The sequence below is a fragment of the Marinobacter sp. L-46 genome (assembly GCF_056859535.1).
Window position 1 is genome coordinate 43855 of the sequence record NZ_JBSXOP010000040.1, and the last position, 15537, is coordinate 59391.

A 15537-nucleotide genomic window follows, 5' to 3' on the forward strand; every position below is an offset into this window, starting at 1 on the left:
TGCACTAACCTGAGTTGGAGGCCCCATGGGGCGGTCGTTACGCATTACGCTGTTTGTACTGTTACTGCTTGTTGTACTGATCTTTGGCCTGACCGTCGGCCGGCAGGTGTTCCTCGGCAGCAGCGAACCCGCGCCCGCACCGGATCTGAGCCAGTACAACACCTACGTGTACGACCAGCCCCGTGAACTTGCCGAGTTCACCCTGACCAACGAGCAGGGTGAAACCGTGACCCGGGACAGCCTGAAAGGCCGCTGGACCTTCGTGTTTGTAGGCTACACCAACTGCCCGGACATCTGCCCCGCCGCCATGGCAAACCTGCGCCGAACCAACAGCCTGTTGCCGGCGGAACTGCCCCGGCCGGATTACCTGCTGGTGACGGCGGACCCGGAACACGACACCCCGGAAAAGCTCAAAGCCTATACCGGCTTCTTCGGTGAAAACTTCCATGGCCTGACCGGCGACCTGGACATCCTTCGGGAAGTGGCGAAAAGCGTCAGCGCCGTGTTTGTGCACCGGGAGGTTGGTGGTCAGCTGCTGGTGGACCACAGCGGCCACTTCGCCCTGCTGAACCCGGAGGGAAAACTGCAGGCGCTGATCCAGCCTCCCCACAAGCCGGAAGAACTGGTACAGGCCTACGAGCGGATCTACCAGTGGGCGAAGGCAAACGACCCCCGGGCTTCGGGAGCCTGAGGGGCTTGGGCCAAGGTCCCACTGACAAAACCCGGCGCCTCCCTTACACTGCCCGGCTCTGATATCCAGCCACCAGAACCCGGGCCGTGCTCATGACGTCTTCTCCAACTGCCACCCCGAAACAGCTGTTCACGGTACTGCTGGCCGGCAGCCTGGTGCTGCTAGTGGTGCACACCCTTGGCCGGTTTATCTACACGCCGCTGCTGCCCTACCTGGTGGCCGACAACCAGTTCAGCGCCCCGGACGGCGCCGCGGTAGCCACCTGGAACTACCTTGGCTACCTGATGGGCGCCATGCTGGCCATCCGCTGGCATCGCATCGACCAGATTCGTTTCATGCTGCCCCTGTTCCTGGCCGTGCATGTACTCACCACCCTGATCATGACCCAGACCGACAACCTCACGGTCATCTCCACCACCCGCTGGCTCAATGGCGTGGCTAACGGCGTGGTGTTTGTACAGGCTCCGGCGCTGATCCTGGAATGGCTGGTCCTGCGCAACCGCGCCACCATGAGTGGACTGGTGTACATCGGCGTCGGTGCCGGCCTGCTGGTGTCCAGCGGCCTGGTGTCCGGTACGGCGGATTTCCTCGAAGGTGCCCAGCGCTGGTGGCCGGCGGCACTGGTGTCCATACCGCTGGCCTGGTGGGGCGTGATGCAGCTGCGCAAGCTGGATGTGCCGGTGCGGGAACACGATGATTCAGGCCAGGCTATCACCAACACCCCCCTGATCGACCGCGCCAGCATCCCGCTGTTTCTCTCATACGCTGGTGCCGGCCTGGGCTACATCCTGCCCATGACCTTCCTGCCGCTGCTGGCGAAAATCGAATTGCCGGATGGCCACTTCCTGCAGGATGGCACCTGGATGCTGGTCGCCCTGTTCACCATCCCCGCGCCCTGGCTCTGGAACAAACTCGGTGCCATCATGGGCGATCTGCGGGCGCTGCGATTGAATTTCATAATACAGTTAGCCGGTGTCCTGGCTGCCGTGCTCTGGCCCGGGGCCATCGGTTTGGTGCTGTGCGCGGTCCTGGTCGGAGGCACCTTCCTGGGCACTGTTCTCCTCACCCAACGCATCGGCCGCGCTCTCCATCCCCACCAGGGCCCGCGTTTGTCCGCAGCCATGGTGGCCCTCTACGGCTTCACCCAGATGGTGGGGCCGTGGCTCACCAAGCAGTGGCTCGACTCCGGCGGTACCCTGGTGTCTGCTTTTGGTATCGGTGTCGCGGCCCTGGTGTTTGGCCTCGTGTTCGCGTTCTTTGTGCCCCGGCCTGAGGTGTGGCATTCGCGGTCTTGATGTGGCCCCAGACTGTGGGTTGTGGGGGATTGATCGGGGTGGTGGGGTATTTTTTGCCTTGGAAATGAAACTCGCTGCGCTCAGACATTCATTTCCGGCGGAAAAAAATACCCCACCACCCCGCTCTAGCTGACCACGGCGGTTCCGCTGGGTTAAACAGCTTAACCCCAGACAGACCATGGTAACCTCTGGATATACCCTTAAAGTTACGCAGGGTGTGGGGGGTGTTTTAATTTTTTGGCCGAATAAAGGTGTCTGAGCGCAGCGAGTTCTTTTTCGGCCAAAAAATTAAAACGCCCCCCGCGCCACCCCCGAAACCAACAGGCTAACCCCAACCAACCCCATGCTCCCAATAGAAGCCATACTCCCAGAGCTCAAGCAAACCCTGAACGAGGGCACCACAGCCCTGCTGCAGGCCCCACCGGGCGCGGGTAAAACGACGAGGGTGCCGCTGGCTCTGTTGGATGCCCCCTGGCGGGAGCACCGGAAGATCCTGATGCTGGAGCCGAGGCGGCTGGCGGCCCGGTCGGCGGCGCGCTATATAGCGAAGCAACTGGGGGAAGCGCCGGGGCAGACGGTGGGGTATCGCACCCGGCTGGAAACCAAGGTATCCGGGGCCACGCAGATTGAGGTGGTTACTGAAGGTATTCTCACGCGCCTGATTCAGAGCGACCCGATGCTGGAAGACTACGCCGCGGTGTTGTTTGATGAGTTTCATGAGCGATCACTTCAGGCCGACCTGGGCCTGGCGCTGGTGCGGGAGAGCCAGCAGGCGTTGCGGGAGGATCTTCGGTTGCTGGTGATGTCGGCCACGCTGGATACCGCGCCCATTGCCCGGGTGTTGGGGGATGTGCCGGTGATTACTTCGGAGGGGCGGGCGTTTCCTGTGGAGGTGGCGTATCGGCCCTTGCCCCGCAATGGCCGGGTTGTGGACCAGGTGGTGGCGGTGGTTCAGGAGGCGCTTCGGGATCAGATCGGTTCCCTGCTGGTGTTCCTGCCCGGTGCTGGCGAGATTCGGCGGGTGGCGCAGCAGTTGGCGGGGCAGTTGCCGGATCACGTGGTGCTGGCGCCGCTGTATGGCAATTTGAAATCCGGGGAGCAGGATCGGGCGATTTCACCGGCGCCAGAGGGAACCCGCAAGATTGTGCTGGCCACGGCCATTGCCGAGACCAGTCTGACCATTGAAGGCGTGCGGGTGGTGATTGATGCCGGCCAGCAGCGCCGGGGGGTGTTTGATCCCAACAGCGGGATGACGCGCCTGGTCACCGGCCGGGTGTCGAAGGCTTCTGCCGAGCAGCGTAAAGGCCGGGCCGGGCGGGTTGAGCCGGGGGTGTGTTACCGGCTTTGGAGCGAGTCCGAGCAGTTCGGGCTGGCAGATTACACGCCGCCGGAAATCCAGCAGGCGGACCTGGCACCGCTGGTGCTGGAGCTGGCCCAGTGGGGTGCCCGGTCGCCGGAGCAGGTGGCCTGGATTGATGCGCCGCCGAACGCGCACTGGCAGCAGGCGGTGGAGTTATTGCAGTGGCTGGATTTGCTGGATGCCGAGGGTGCCATTACCGACCATGGTAAGGCCGCCCGGGAGCTGGGCCTGCATCCGCGGCTTGCCCATATGGTGATCAAGGGCCGTGCACTGGGTCTGGATCAGTTGGCGGCAGAACTGGCGGCGTTGCTGGAAGAGCGGGATTTGCTGGGGCCGGGCTCGGGGGCCGATCTGCATGAGCGGATTCGGGTGCTGCGGGGCGAGCGCGGTCACCGGGGGCTGGATCCGGCTCGGTTGAAAGCGGTTCAGCAGGCGGCGAAGCGGCTGTGTCGGGGCCAGTTTGTGCAGGAGCTACCGGCAGAAACTGAAGTCGGCCGGGTGCTGGCCCAGGCTTATCCGGACCGTATTGCCCGCCGCCGACCGGGCACAACACCCCGTTACCAGCTCAGCAACGGTAAGGGCGCAGTATTGCGGGAGGAAGACCCTCTGGCCCGGCAGGAGTGGCTGGTGGCGGCGGACCTGGATGGCAAGGCCCGGGAAGCAACGATGTACCTGGCGGCGCCGGTAGACCTGGTGGACCTGGAGCAGGATCTGGCTGCGCACATTGAGCAACGGGAAGAAGCGCTCTGGGACGACAAACGTGGCACCGTGGTGGCCCGGAAGGTCCGCAAACTCGGTGCCCTGATCTTGGCGGAAAAGCCCCTGCAACAGGTAGCCCCGGAACTGATCCAGCAGGGTTTGCTGGATGCGGTGCGTCGCAAGGGGCTGGACAGCCTGCCCTGGAATCCGGGTGCCCGTCAGTGGGTTGCCCGGGTGCGATTGCTGGCTGCGCAGTTTCCCGGCGACTGGCCGGAGGTCAGTGATGAGGCTTTGATGGACACCCTGGAGGCCTGGTTAGCACCGTTTATGACGGGCATGAAGCGCTGGTCAGACCTGGCCAACATCAACCTGGTTCAGGCCCTGAATTCTCTGCTGGATTACCCGCAGCAACAACAACTGGATGAATTGGCCCCGAAAGCCCTGACCATTCCCACCGGCCAGAACGTGACCCTGGATTACAGCGCGGACAACGGCCCGGTGCTGGCGGCCAAGCTGCAGGCTTTGTTTGGCTGGACGGAAACCCCGAAAGTGGCCGGCGGCCGGGTGCCGGTGGTGATTCACCTGCTGTCACCGGCGCAGCGGCCGCTGGCGGTAACGGCGGACCTGGCCAGTTTCTGGCAGAACGCCTACCCGGAAGTACGCAAGGAACTGCGGGGCCGCTACCCCAAACATCCCTGGCCGGAAGACCCGCTTACCGCTCAGGCCCAGCAGGGCACGAAAAAGCGCCCGGCCAGATGAGCCTGGCCGTAACGGTTATTTCACGATGGTGCGGCTCTTTTCCAGGTACACCGCGCCTTCCTGCTTCACGGTATCCGGGTCGGCGCGCTCGGAAGCCTTGTGGACCAGTTCCAGACGCTCGGCAATGTCTTCCAGCTCGTCATCCATTTTGCCCAGGGCATTTTCCAGGGTGTAGGTGAGCTGGTGCACTTCGTTCATGGCTTCCGGGGTCAGCTCGCCGGCAAGTACTTTTTCCAGCCGGTTGTTGTACTCGGAGAGATTGGCAACCGCCTGTTCGAGGGTTTTCGAAGGTTCGCCCTTGTAATGCTCGTAGTCGTCATCGGCGAATGCGAGGGCGGCGAACAGCAGGGCCGCAGCGGCTGCGGCAATTTGCAGGGTGGTTTTCATGGAGCATCCTCTTCACTGTTAAACGTTAATGCGAATTATTACCAATAATATCTGGGCGTGCAACAGGAATTCGCGTACAAACGGAAAAATACCGCTTGCCAGTGGCCGGAAGCTGTATAAAATGCCGCCACTCTCCACCCTGTGCGGCGATAACCATGCACCTTGTATCCTTCAACGTGTTCCGTACTCTCGGCTTTCCGGACACCACGGTCCTCAAACCTGAACATTTTTTGCGCCACAAGCCTTTGCTGCAGGAAGCAGACTGGGTGGTGTTCCCTGAATACTGGCAGCTCAATGCCCTGGTGCACGGCCTGAAATGCCTGATTGATGGGTACATATGCGCATTTGTGGTGATCAGAAAAAAGCCTGATGATCGCGCCATTCACGGGTAGCACGGCGAGACTGTGCTACCCTTTTTTTATGCCCGTTTACCCTGTGGAGGGACACACCACCCATGAACCAGACCCCCAACGCCGATATCGCCGATTACTACAGCGCCGAGACGTTTAAGCGGATCAAGGACTTTGCCGATGGCAAGGAAACCCCGTTTGTGGTGATCGACACCCAGACCATCGAACGCCAGTACGATGAGCTGATCGACGGTTTCCCCTACGCAAGTGTCTACTATGCGGTGAAGGCCAACCCGGCTCCGCAGATTCTGACCATGCTGCGGGACAAGGGTGCCAATTTCGATATCGCGTCGGTGTATGAGCTGGACAAGGTCATGGGGCTGGGTGTCACCGGCGATCGCATCAGCTACGGCAACACCATCAAGAAGGCGAAGGACATTCGCACCTTCTACGAGAAGGGCGTGCGTCTGTATGCCACCGACTCCGAGGCCGACCTGCGCAACATTGCCAAGGCGGCACCTGGCTCGAAGGTGTATGTGCGTATCCTGACGGAAGGTACCCTGACCGCCGACTGGCCGTTGTCCCGCAAGTTCGGCTGCCAGACCGACATGGCCATGGATCTGCTGATCCTGGCCCGGGATCTGGGCCTGGTGCCTTACGGTGTGTCGTTCCATGTGGGTTCCCAGCAGCGGGAGATCGGCGCCTGGGATGCGGCTCTGAACAAGGTGAAGGTGATCTTCGAGCGCCTGAAGGAAGAAGACGGCATCGAGTTGAAGATGATCAACATGGGCGGCGGTTTTCCGGCCAATTACCTGACTCGCACCAACGAGTTGAGTGTGTATGCCCGGGAGATCCTGCGTTTCCTGAAAGAGGATTTTGGCGACGATCTGCCTGAGATCATTATCGAGCCGGGGCGGTCGCTGATTTCCAATGCCGGGGTGTTGGTGAGTGAGGTGGTTCTGATTTCGCGCAAGTCCCGCACGGCGTTGCACCGATGGGTGTTCACTGATGTGGGCAAGTTTTCCGGGCTGATCGAGACGCTGGATGAGTCGATCAAGTTTCCGATCTGGACCGAGAAGACCGGTGAGGGCGAGGACTGTGTGATTGCCGGGCCGACTTGTGACAGTGCCGATATCATGTATGAGCACCATAAGTATCCGTTGCCTTTGAATCTGGCGATTGGTGACCGGATGTATTGGTTGTCTACCGGGGCCTATACCACCACTTACAGTGCGGTGGAGTTTAATGGCTTTCCGCCGTTGAAGGACTACTACATCTAAGTTCCGGGTTCTAAACGCGGAGTCTGACCGCAGGGTGGGAGTTGTTTTTCTTCTGGGAAAAACAACTCGCGTTGCTCAGACATCTTTTTCCCGCCAGAAAAACAACTCCCACCCCACGGCCTGCTGGCTTTGGAGGGGGAGTCTCGTCATTATTTTAGGCTGCTTTGGCAGCTTTTTTTATTTTTTGGCCGGTGAGTTTGTGCCGGGCTTGTCTTCCTCTGGCTTTGGCTGGGCTCGGTTTTTGAGTTCTTCGGCGTTGGGGCCTTCTTCCGGTTCGGGTAACGGATCTTTGGGTGGGTAGATCAGGGCCATCGGGTTTTCGGCAATGACCTGGAACCAGGCTTTGATCAGTTTCGGAAAGCTGGATACCCGGGTGTTTCGGGCTCTGAGTGCGACGTTGAGGGCCAGGGTGAAGCTGACGAAGAGGTTCACAAGGCCGATCAGCAGGGCGAAGAGGGTGAACAGGGCGAATTCTTTGGCGCCGGGGATGAATACCGACATGGCGTAGCCGACGTCGGCCGATGAGAAGGCCACGTGGCGGATGTCGATGGGCAGGCCCAGTTGGTAGCCGATGTAGCCGGTCAGGCCCAGCATCAGGCCGAAGACGAAGTTGCTGGCCAGGGCGCCATAGTGTTCTTCTACGTAGGCGCCGAAGCGGGCGCGGGCGTTGGCGCTCAGGAATTTTCTCAGGAACGGGTGTTGTTCCAATCGGGCGGCCAGGTTGAGGTAGGCGGCGCGGTTGTCGAAGTAGCCGGCGACCAGGCCGGAGATGAACAGCCAGACGCCGGCGATGGCGGCGTACATCAGGGCCAGGCTCTGCCAGGGGTGGATGCCGGCGAGCATGTAGTCGTAGCGCTCGGTGCTGATCAGGGGCACGCCCTGTGACTGGGTATAGAACCAGCCGATGGCGAAGGCGACAGAGAGCGCCACGCCCACGTTGCCCAGGATGGCAACAAACTGGGTTCGCCCGACTCTCACCAGCAGTTCGGCCAGTTTGCGGGCGTTGGCGCGGCCCTGTTCGCCCTGCTCAACTTTTTCGGCGATGTTGGCGGCGGTCATGGCCGGCTGTTTGGTGGCTACGGTGCAGTGCAGCATGTGGATGATCATGAAGCCGATGCCGTAATTCAGGCTGACCCAGAGGGTTTCCCAGCCCCGGGTCAGGTCCAGCTGCAGGAGCTGGATCTTGATCAGTGCCATGAAGGCGATGATAAAACCACCGCCCGCCCCGGAGGCCAGCATGGACAGGTATTCCTTCCGACTGCCGGCAATATAGTGTTCGCCGTGCTCGCTGGCGTTTTCGGTCACGCTGCGGGACATCAGCCTGACGTTGGATCGCCACAGGGTGCGTATGCCGTGGCGTTCGGCACTGGCCTGGACCAGGGTTCGGAACAGTTCAACGGAGCGGCTGGTGCGCTTGTCGGCGTCGGCCGGGTCCAGCATGTCCAGCAGGTGTTCTATGCGCTCGAGGGACTGGGTCAGGCGTTCCAGCATGTGGGTCAGTGCCATGCTGGAGCCGGATGTCACTGAACGGCGTTGCAGTTTGCCAATTTCTTCGCGGCATTGCTCGAGCAGTACCCTGGCGTGGGCATCGTCCAGTTCCGGGGCGGTTTTATTCTGCATGGCGTCGCGCCAGGCGTCGGCCAGGTCACTCACTTCCCGGTGCAGGGCAACAAAGGCAGATTCCCGGTTGACGATCTTCGGGTTCAACCTGAGGATGTTTGGTTCCAGTTCCTCCGCTGCTACCCAGATGGACAGCATTTCCAGGGCATTGAGGATCTGGTTACAGATCCGGTTGCGGGCGTGGTCCAGGGATGAGGGTGAAAAGTACCATAAGGTGCCAAGCAGGCTCAGCAGGGCGCTGTCCGGAATTTTATGGATCCACTCGGCATCGTCGTTGTGGCGGAAGACCACGAACAGCACGTCTTTGACGTTATTGCGGTCTGCCGGCGCCGGGTTGATGCGTTCGTAAAGCCGGTCGCCGATTTCCTTGAGGAAGCCACGCCTGGAATACAGGCCCAGACCGGACAACAACTGGAAGAACTGTGCCTGATCAAGCCATTCCTGCAAGCGCCCGGACACTGCCAGGTGGATATCCAGGTTCTCGGTCAGAGCCCCTTCCAGCTGCTTCATGCGGTCGATGGCCTTGTGGATGGTTTCGCCACGGCGCGGTCGAACCCATTCCACCACCAGTGTCATGGTTCTGAGGGCGCTGGTCTGTTCATCAGCCAGTTGGTTGATCAGGGTGGCCAGCTTCAAGGCGCATCCTTGTCTGTCGGTTGGAAGTTGTTTTCAGGTCCGGTCGAGCTTAAGCCGGACTGCTATGGGCAGTACCAGCAGGCTGTAGCAGAGCATCACCAGAATGGCGTGGCGGATATCGCCAGTCCAGTCGGCCAGGACACCGCCCAGCATGGGGACGGAAAACGCCAGGGTGTAGCCCACCAGAAATGTGCCCGCCGAGAGCCGGCCGGTTTCTTCCGATGGCACCAGCAGCGGTGGTAGCGCAACCAGAAGTATAAGAAGGATACCGGCAAAAAAGCTCATTATTGTAGCGCTGATAATCGCCGGCCAGCCAGCAAAAAGGACGGTGCCGGCGGTGCCCAGAATACTCAGTATCGCCATGGCAACAATCAGGCTCTTGCGGCCCACCCAGCGGCGGGCCATTTTCAGCATGATGAAAGACGCGAACACCTGGGCGATGTTGTACCAGAACAGAGCGTCAGGCAGTTTCTCGAAGTGCCCCTGCTGCTCCAGCAGGTTGCCCATATAAGCATTGAGGCCGAAGAACATGGAGCCGGACAGGCCCAGCAGCAGGCCGATGCGCAGGGTGAGCGGGTTTTTCCAGTCCGGCAGCCAGGCGGCGCGGCGCACCGGGCGGGCCATGTCGCGTTTGGGCAGGAACAGCGCGGCAGCCACCAGCAGGGCTGGTAGCGACCAGGCCAGCATGGTTGCGCGCCAGCTGTTATTCAGCAGCGGCATGAGCACCGGCAGGGTGATGCCGGCGCCGATAAACTCGCCCATCAGCATGCCGTTCATGTAGATGGCGGAGCCGATGGCGATGTGGTGGGGCTCCAGCCAGCGGGGCAGCAATGCCGGCAAGGCCGGTTGCATCATGGCAACGCCCAGCCCCATCACGGCGCTGGCGAGCATCAGGGTAAAGGTGTCGGGTACCAGACCGCGGCCGGCGGAACCGATCACCATGATCACCATGGCAAGGGCCAGGGTGTTTCGGGGCCCGATGCGGGAGATGGCCAGGGAGCCGGGCATGGCACCGATGGCGAGCATCAGGATTGGCAGGGTCGTGAGGGCGCCGGTGAGAGCCTGGCTAAGAGCCAGGTCATCGCTGATAAAGGGCGCAAGGGGCGGTGCCACCAGTATCGGGATTCTCAGGTAGACACCGGCCAGCCAAAGCAACACCGCCACCGGCAGCAGCCTGGCTGGCGGTGGCGGTGTGATCGCGGCGGAGTTGCTTGCCACGGCGACGAATCAGTCTTCGCTGGTGTCCGGCAGGTAGGCGCCGTCTTTGTCGTGAACTTCCTGGCCGGTGACCGGCGGGTTGAAGGCGCAGATCAGGCGCATGTCTTCGGTGCCGCCGTACAGGGTGTGACGGTCGTGCTTGTCGAGGGCGTACAGGGTGCCGTCGGTAATTTCGTGCACTTCACCGGTGGCAAGGTCCTTGATGCGGCCGTTACCGGCTACACAGTAAACCGCTTCCAGGTGGTGCTTGTACCAGAAGGTGTGCTCGGTGCCGGCCGGGATGATGGTTTCGTGGAAAGAGAAACCCATACCGTCCTTTTTCAGCAGCAGGCGGCGGCTGGTCCATTGCTGGGCGCTGACTTCGCGCTCGGTACCGATGATGTCTTGCACTCGTACGATTTTCATTCGCATTCCTCATTTGGTGATGGAATAGCCATACAGTATAAACATGTCTGTCAGGCCCGGTTCAACCGCCAGTCATCATAAACCGCCATGGCCTGCTCGATGGCGGAGGCCAGGTCCTGCCGCTGGGAATGGCTCAGGGAGCGCTGTTTGCGGCATCGGTCGAAGGCTTTCTGGATCTTCCTTCGGCTGGCTTTGTCGAGCTGTTCCAGCCAGTGGTGATCCGCAGGTTCCAGTTCCAGTAAATCCCGGCCGGCGTGGTTGCGATGGCTGATGTGCCACCAGTGGTCCACGGCCCGACCTAAAACAACATAGCCGAACTGGCTGTCCTGTACAGGGCCAAAACTGGCGGTTTTCAGGCCGTCTTTCAGGGGGCCGATGTTGAGGGCAGGCAGCAGCAAACGGTCGCCGTAAAAATAGCTGCCGGCAGCGCCGAGCAATCCGCCGACCAAAGCACCGGCGCCGAGCGATGAGCCCAGGGTAAGTGCGTCAACCCCGGCGCCGCCCACAGCGCCAGCGCCGAAGCCGGCAGTGGCCAGGTATTTTTTGCTCACCGCCCAGTGCTTGCGGGTGTCTTCGGAAAACAGATCATGCTGGTTCGCCCATTGCAGTTCTGCTTCCTGGCGTTTTATTCGCTGGTGCTGGTACAGGTGTTCGATGTCTACCCGAAGGGTCTGCTCCCGCTGGCGCTGACGTTTGTACCAGCGGTCTCTCAGGTTTTCCGCCAGGGTGGCTTCGCTGGTACTGGCGACCTGATCCAGGGTCAGCGTGCGTTTTTCCTGGTAGCCCATCAAATCCTCAAGTGCCCGGGCAATCACGCTGGCGGCCTGATGGCGCCGCTGACGGCGTTGTTCGGACAGCAGCTGAGTCGCCTGCTCCAGCGGGTGCTCCCAGTCCGGTTCCAGCTGGCCAAAGGCCCGCAGCAAGCCAAGATGTTGGTCGAACGGGGCGCGAACAGCGTCGAACTTGCGGACAACCTGAAAGAACTGGCCCAGTGCAGATTGCCAGGTCGTGCTGTAGTCGTCGGCGCCGATGCTGTTGATCAGTGCCAGGCTCGGCCGGCCACACCAGCGCAAGATGGTCATTTCGGCCTCATGCTCGGCACTGTAGGGTACTGAACCGTCCACCACGTAGATGATGCCGGCGCCATCGATAATCGGCGCCAGCAGCTCGCATTCGTCCACATAGCGGTCGTCGCCCTGATGCTGAAGTACGAACGCGCGCACCGTTTCCGCATGGTCTGAAGCCGACAGGCTGTGGGCTTCCAGCCATTGCAATACCCTTCGGGGGCGCTGGAAGCCGGGAGTATCCACCAGGGTGTACAGTTCCTGGCCGTCGACGGTCAGCGGGTAGGCTTGCCCGGCCCGGGTGGTGCCCGGTTCCAGGGCAATGGCGATGGCGTCGTTCTGGGACAGGGTGGCCACCACGCTGGATTTGCCCTTGTTGGGGTGGCCCACCACCGCAAACACCGGTTTCTGGTTCATCATGCGGTACTCCCGGTGTGATACGGGTTATCCGGCAGCGCCGGTAGCAGGGCAACATTGGCAAACCCGGCGGGCAGGCGTTCGGTGAAGCGCAGCCAGGGCTGGACCAGGTGTTCCGCCGGTTCCCGGTTGGCATCGGGCGCCAGTGGCAGAATGGTCAGGGTGGTGCCATCCGGCCAGCGTGCCCGGGCCTGCTCCAGGAAGTCATGGAGTTCCCCGGTCGGCGGTTCCCAGCTGCGGGTAACCAGCACAACAGAAGGAGCCCGCTCCCCGGCCAGTTGTTCAGCCAGGCTCTCCAGTACCCCGTCATCTTCCGCCAGGGACGCCCGGCCACCGGCTTTGAGTACCCGGCTGTCCTGCGCCAGCAATACTTGCGGCAGTTCCGGCTCCCCCGCTCCGGCCCAGCAGATAATGTACTGGCTGTCCTGCAGCTGCCCGGGCCTGGCCCGGGTGCGGGTATCGGGCAAATCGTCGGCATCGTTGTGCTGGTTTCCCGTGTCCAGGGTCGGAGTTTCCATGCGATACATCAGGGCCTGCATGCCGGGATGACGTTGCAGCAAGCGCTCCGCCTTCCGGGCCAGCAACCACTGGCTGAGTGCCAGCAGAAGCAGGCGGGGCAGCAGTACCCAGGTCAGCCACAGCATCACCACGAAGGGCCACCATTGCCCCCATTGAACCGGATCGGTGCCGGTACTGCCCGGTGAGGCGCGGAAGAAACGGGTGGCTTCCACCAGTTCCGGGGAAGGTTCTGCGGCCGGCCACAAGCCGCCCCAGGGGCTGGCGATGGCCTGGATCAGGCTATGGTAGCTCTGGGCGGCGGTATTGAGCGTGGTGCTCCAGCCGAAGGCCAGGTCCTGAACCACCAGCATCACCAGCAAGGTCAGCAGGCCAGCCAGGGCAAACAGGCTGCCACCGGTGTGGGCGGCCCGGGCCATCAGCGCCGGCTGTAATTGTGCCAGGGTCGTTCCGGGAGGCTGTGCTTGCAGGCGCCGTTGCAGCCAGCTCCAGGGTTGCCATCCGGCCAGCGATTGCACGGTGGTGGCCAGCGCCAGCAAAAGCTGTAGCAATACGAAGGCGATGATCACCGTGACATTGATGCGCTGGCCGCCATCGTAAAACAGCAGGCCGGCCATGGTGAGCACGCCGAACACCGCACCTGCCGCTGCAAAGCCGCCGTTAATTCGCCGCCAGCGCTGCTGCACCGCCCTGCCTGCCTGGCGGGCGTTACCGGGGCCGCTCAGGCGTTCCATCTGTTCCAGCCACAGGGCGGCATCCGGGCTTTGGCCCCGTTGCTGGCAGTCCAGGGCAAAGCGCCGGTCCCGGCGGTGCAGAAAGGCGGGGGCCTGGTCCCTGTCCCGCTGGATGCGATCATCAAAATCCAGCAGCAGACGAAGGGGGTTGTGGCTCATGCAGTGTCCTGATGAATTCGGTCGGATTTGCTTTCCTGCTAGGATATAGCCAATAACGCTCATGAAGCCAGCCGGGAAGCCCTATGCCCCATCACCTGATGAACCTGCGCAATGTGCCGGATGACGAAGCCGAGGACATTCGTGCCCTGTTTGACGAGCACGATGTGCGCTATTACGAAACGCCACCCAGCCGCTGGGGCATCAGCATGGGCGGTTTCTGGGTGCATGATGATGACGAGGCCCGGCGGGCCCGGGCTCTGCTGGACGGCTATCAGGCTGAGCGCCTGGCCACCCGGCGTCGGGAATATCAGGCCCGGTGTGCGCGGGGCGAAACCGGCCTTTGGTTCCAGTTCCGCCAACGGCCGGTCACTTTCGTGGCCGCTGTGATTGCAGTGGCGACTATTCTGGCGTTGAGCCTGCTACCTTTCATTCGTCTCTAGCCTGGTACCGGTGCGCCGTCTATGACACAGCTGTTTTCAGATAATCATAAAACCGGACTGACCCGGGAGTTGATCGATGCGCTGGCACCAATGTTCGAGCAGGCCAGCGCCGGCGCGATTGCCATTGATGCGGATAACCGGATCACCTGGATTAATCAGAGCTATGCCGATTTGCTGCAGTTGCCGGCCCCGTCGGTTGCCATCGGCGAGGATGTCCGCCGGATCATTCCCCATACCCGAATGCCGGAGGTGGTCGCCTCCGGCAAGCCGCTATTGCTGGACATCATGGAACATAATCACCAGCAGCTGGTGGTGACACGCATACCGGTACAGGACGATGACGGCAAGATCGTGGGCGCCATCGCCTTTGTGCTCTACGACGATTTGCAGCCACTGACGCCTCTGGTGGCCAAATTCCGCAGGCTGCATCAGGATCTGGCCGCCGCCCGCAAGGCGCTTGCCAAAAAATCCCGGGGTACCCGCTACAACCTGACGGACTTTGTGGGGGCCAGCCCGCAAGCCCTTGAGGTGAAGCGCCGGGCCCGGCTGGCATCGGGTCGTGACGTGCCGGTATTGCTGCTGGGCGAAACCGGCACCGGTAAAGAGGTTCTGGCCCAGGCCATTCACTCGGCATCCGCGAGGGCCCACAAGCCGTTTGTCGGCGTTAACGTGGCGGCGGTGCCTGAAAACCTGTTGGAGGCCGAATTTTTCGGTGTGGCACCGGGGGCCTACACCGGCGCAGACAAGCGCACCCGGGAGGGCAAGTTCCAGCTCGCCAACGGTGGCACCCTGTTTCTGGACGAGGTGGGGGATATGCCTTTGCCGTTACAGGCCAAGCTGTTGCGGGCGTTGCAGGAGGGGGAGATTGAGCCACTGGGTTCGAACACCGTCAGCCCGGTGGATGTGCGGGTTATTGCCGCCACCAGTCGCAATCTTGACGCCATGATCGCTGACGGCAGCTTCCGGTCGGACCTGTATTACCGGCTCAATGTACTCGAGATTTCGATACCGCCTTTGCGAGATCGGCTGGTGGACCTGGGGGTGCTGTGTGAAGCGCTGCTGGGTGATATCTGCGACGGCCAGGGCTTGCCCGGTGAAATCACCGACGAGGGCATTGCCGCGTTGGGCCATTACGACTGGCCCGGCAATATTCGGGAATTGCGTAACCTGTTGGAACGGGCCCTGACCATGAGTGAGGATGATGGCCTGCTCGATGCTGAATCGATTTTTAAGGTGTTGCCGGCAGCCAGTGCGGGGCCCGAACCACGCATGTCGTTGCGCCGGGTTCGGCCTTTGGCCCGGGTGATGGCCGAGGCGGAAGCCCATGCCATCGAAGAAGCTCTGCTGGCGTGCCGTGGCAACCGGACGCGGGCGGCCAGGTTGCTGGGGATTTCCCGCTCTGTGCTGTACGAAAAACTGGCCAGAATGTCCTGAAATCCGGACAGTTGTCCGAAATTCAGGACATATAACTACGACCTACAGCGAGAAGTGTCCTGATATTCGGACA

At 61.6% G+C, this 15537-nt stretch carries 13 protein-coding genes; 7 read left to right on the forward strand and 6 right to left on the reverse strand.

Annotated features, from left to right (window positions below):
• Positions 1-25 precede the first annotated feature (25 nt).
• From AC13DJ_RS04005 to hrpB, 3 genes are all read left to right on the forward strand, one after another.
• On the forward strand, positions 26-691 hold the full coding sequence (locus tag AC13DJ_RS04005) for an SCO family protein (RefSeq protein WP_482933222.1): 666 nt from the start codon (positions 26-28) through the stop codon (positions 689-691).
• Between the two features lie 92 nt (positions 692-783).
• Positions 784-1986 (forward strand): YbfB/YjiJ family MFS transporter, encoded by a 1203-nt coding sequence (locus AC13DJ_RS04010; protein WP_474539724.1) that lies wholly within the window; start codon positions 784-786, stop codon positions 1984-1986.
• Between the two features lie 343 nt (positions 1987-2329).
• The gene (hrpB, locus tag AC13DJ_RS04015) at positions 2330-4804 is read left to right on the forward strand and encodes an ATP-dependent helicase HrpB (protein WP_482933223.1); all 2475 of its coding nucleotides are present in this window, start codon (positions 2330-2332) and stop codon (positions 4802-4804) included.
• A gap of 15 nt (positions 4805-4819) precedes the next feature.
• On the opposite strand, the gene AC13DJ_RS04020 is transcribed toward hrpB, so the two are convergent.
• Positions 4820-5191: a DUF6746 family protein gene (locus tag AC13DJ_RS04020; RefSeq protein ID WP_022990464.1), complete on the reverse strand. Its 372-nt coding sequence runs from the start codon at positions 5189-5191 to the stop codon at positions 4820-4822.
• 155 nt (positions 5192-5346) lie between these two features.
• Here AC13DJ_RS04020 and AC13DJ_RS04025 point away from each other — a divergent pair, with 155 nt between their 5' ends.
• The gene (locus tag AC13DJ_RS04025) at positions 5347-5583 is read left to right on the forward strand and encodes a hypothetical protein (RefSeq protein ID WP_482933237.1); all 237 of its coding nucleotides are present in this window, start codon (positions 5347-5349) and stop codon (positions 5581-5583) included.
• A gap of 62 nt (positions 5584-5645) precedes the next feature.
• Positions 5646-6821 carry a type III PLP-dependent enzyme gene (locus tag AC13DJ_RS04030; RefSeq protein WP_474539722.1) on the forward strand — a complete coding sequence of 392 codons (1176 nt, stop codon included), beginning with the start codon at positions 5646-5648 and terminating at the stop codon, positions 6819-6821.
• Between the two features lie 177 nt (positions 6822-6998).
• Here the strand turns inward: AC13DJ_RS04030 and AC13DJ_RS04035 are convergent, their stop codons facing one another.
• Genes AC13DJ_RS04035 through AC13DJ_RS04055 form a run of 5 tightly spaced genes read right to left on the reverse strand, consistent with a single transcriptional unit; the run spans position 6999 to position 13590 of the window.
• Positions 6999-9077 (reverse strand): site-specific recombinase, encoded by a 2079-nt coding sequence (locus tag AC13DJ_RS04035; protein ID WP_474539721.1) that lies wholly within the window; start codon positions 9075-9077, stop codon positions 6999-7001.
• Between the two features lie 33 nt (positions 9078-9110).
• Positions 9111-10295 carry an MFS transporter gene (locus AC13DJ_RS04040; protein WP_474539720.1) on the reverse strand — a complete coding sequence of 395 codons (1185 nt, stop codon included), beginning with the start codon at positions 10293-10295 and terminating at the stop codon, positions 9111-9113.
• A gap of 9 nt (positions 10296-10304) precedes the next feature.
• Positions 10305-10700 (reverse strand): ectoine synthase, encoded by a 396-nt coding sequence (locus AC13DJ_RS04045; protein ID WP_232902715.1) that lies wholly within the window; start codon positions 10698-10700, stop codon positions 10305-10307.
• A 50-nt stretch (positions 10701-10750) separates the two neighbouring features.
• On the reverse strand, positions 10751-12181 hold the full coding sequence (locus AC13DJ_RS04050; protein ID WP_474539734.1) for a GTPase/DUF3482 domain-containing protein: 1431 nt from the start codon (positions 12179-12181) through the stop codon (positions 10751-10753).
• Complete coding sequence (locus AC13DJ_RS04055; RefSeq protein WP_474539719.1) at positions 12181-13590, reverse strand: DUF2868 domain-containing protein; 1410 nt, start codon at positions 13588-13590, stop codon at positions 12181-12183. The genes AC13DJ_RS04050 and AC13DJ_RS04055 overlap by 1 nt, the downstream gene beginning before the upstream one ends.
• A gap of 83 nt (positions 13591-13673) precedes the next feature.
• Here AC13DJ_RS04055 and AC13DJ_RS04060 point away from each other — a divergent pair, with 83 nt between their 5' ends.
• Together AC13DJ_RS04060 and AC13DJ_RS04065 are read left to right on the forward strand one after the other, a co-directional pair.
• Positions 13674-14030: a DUF6164 family protein gene (locus AC13DJ_RS04060; RefSeq protein ID WP_474539718.1), complete on the forward strand. Its 357-nt coding sequence runs from the start codon at positions 13674-13676 to the stop codon at positions 14028-14030.
• A 21-nt stretch (positions 14031-14051) separates the two neighbouring features.
• Complete coding sequence (locus tag AC13DJ_RS04065; RefSeq protein ID WP_199457722.1) at positions 14052-15464, forward strand: sigma-54 interaction domain-containing protein; 1413 nt, start codon at positions 14052-14054, stop codon at positions 15462-15464.
• The last annotated feature ends 73 nt before the right edge of the window (positions 15465-15537 follow it).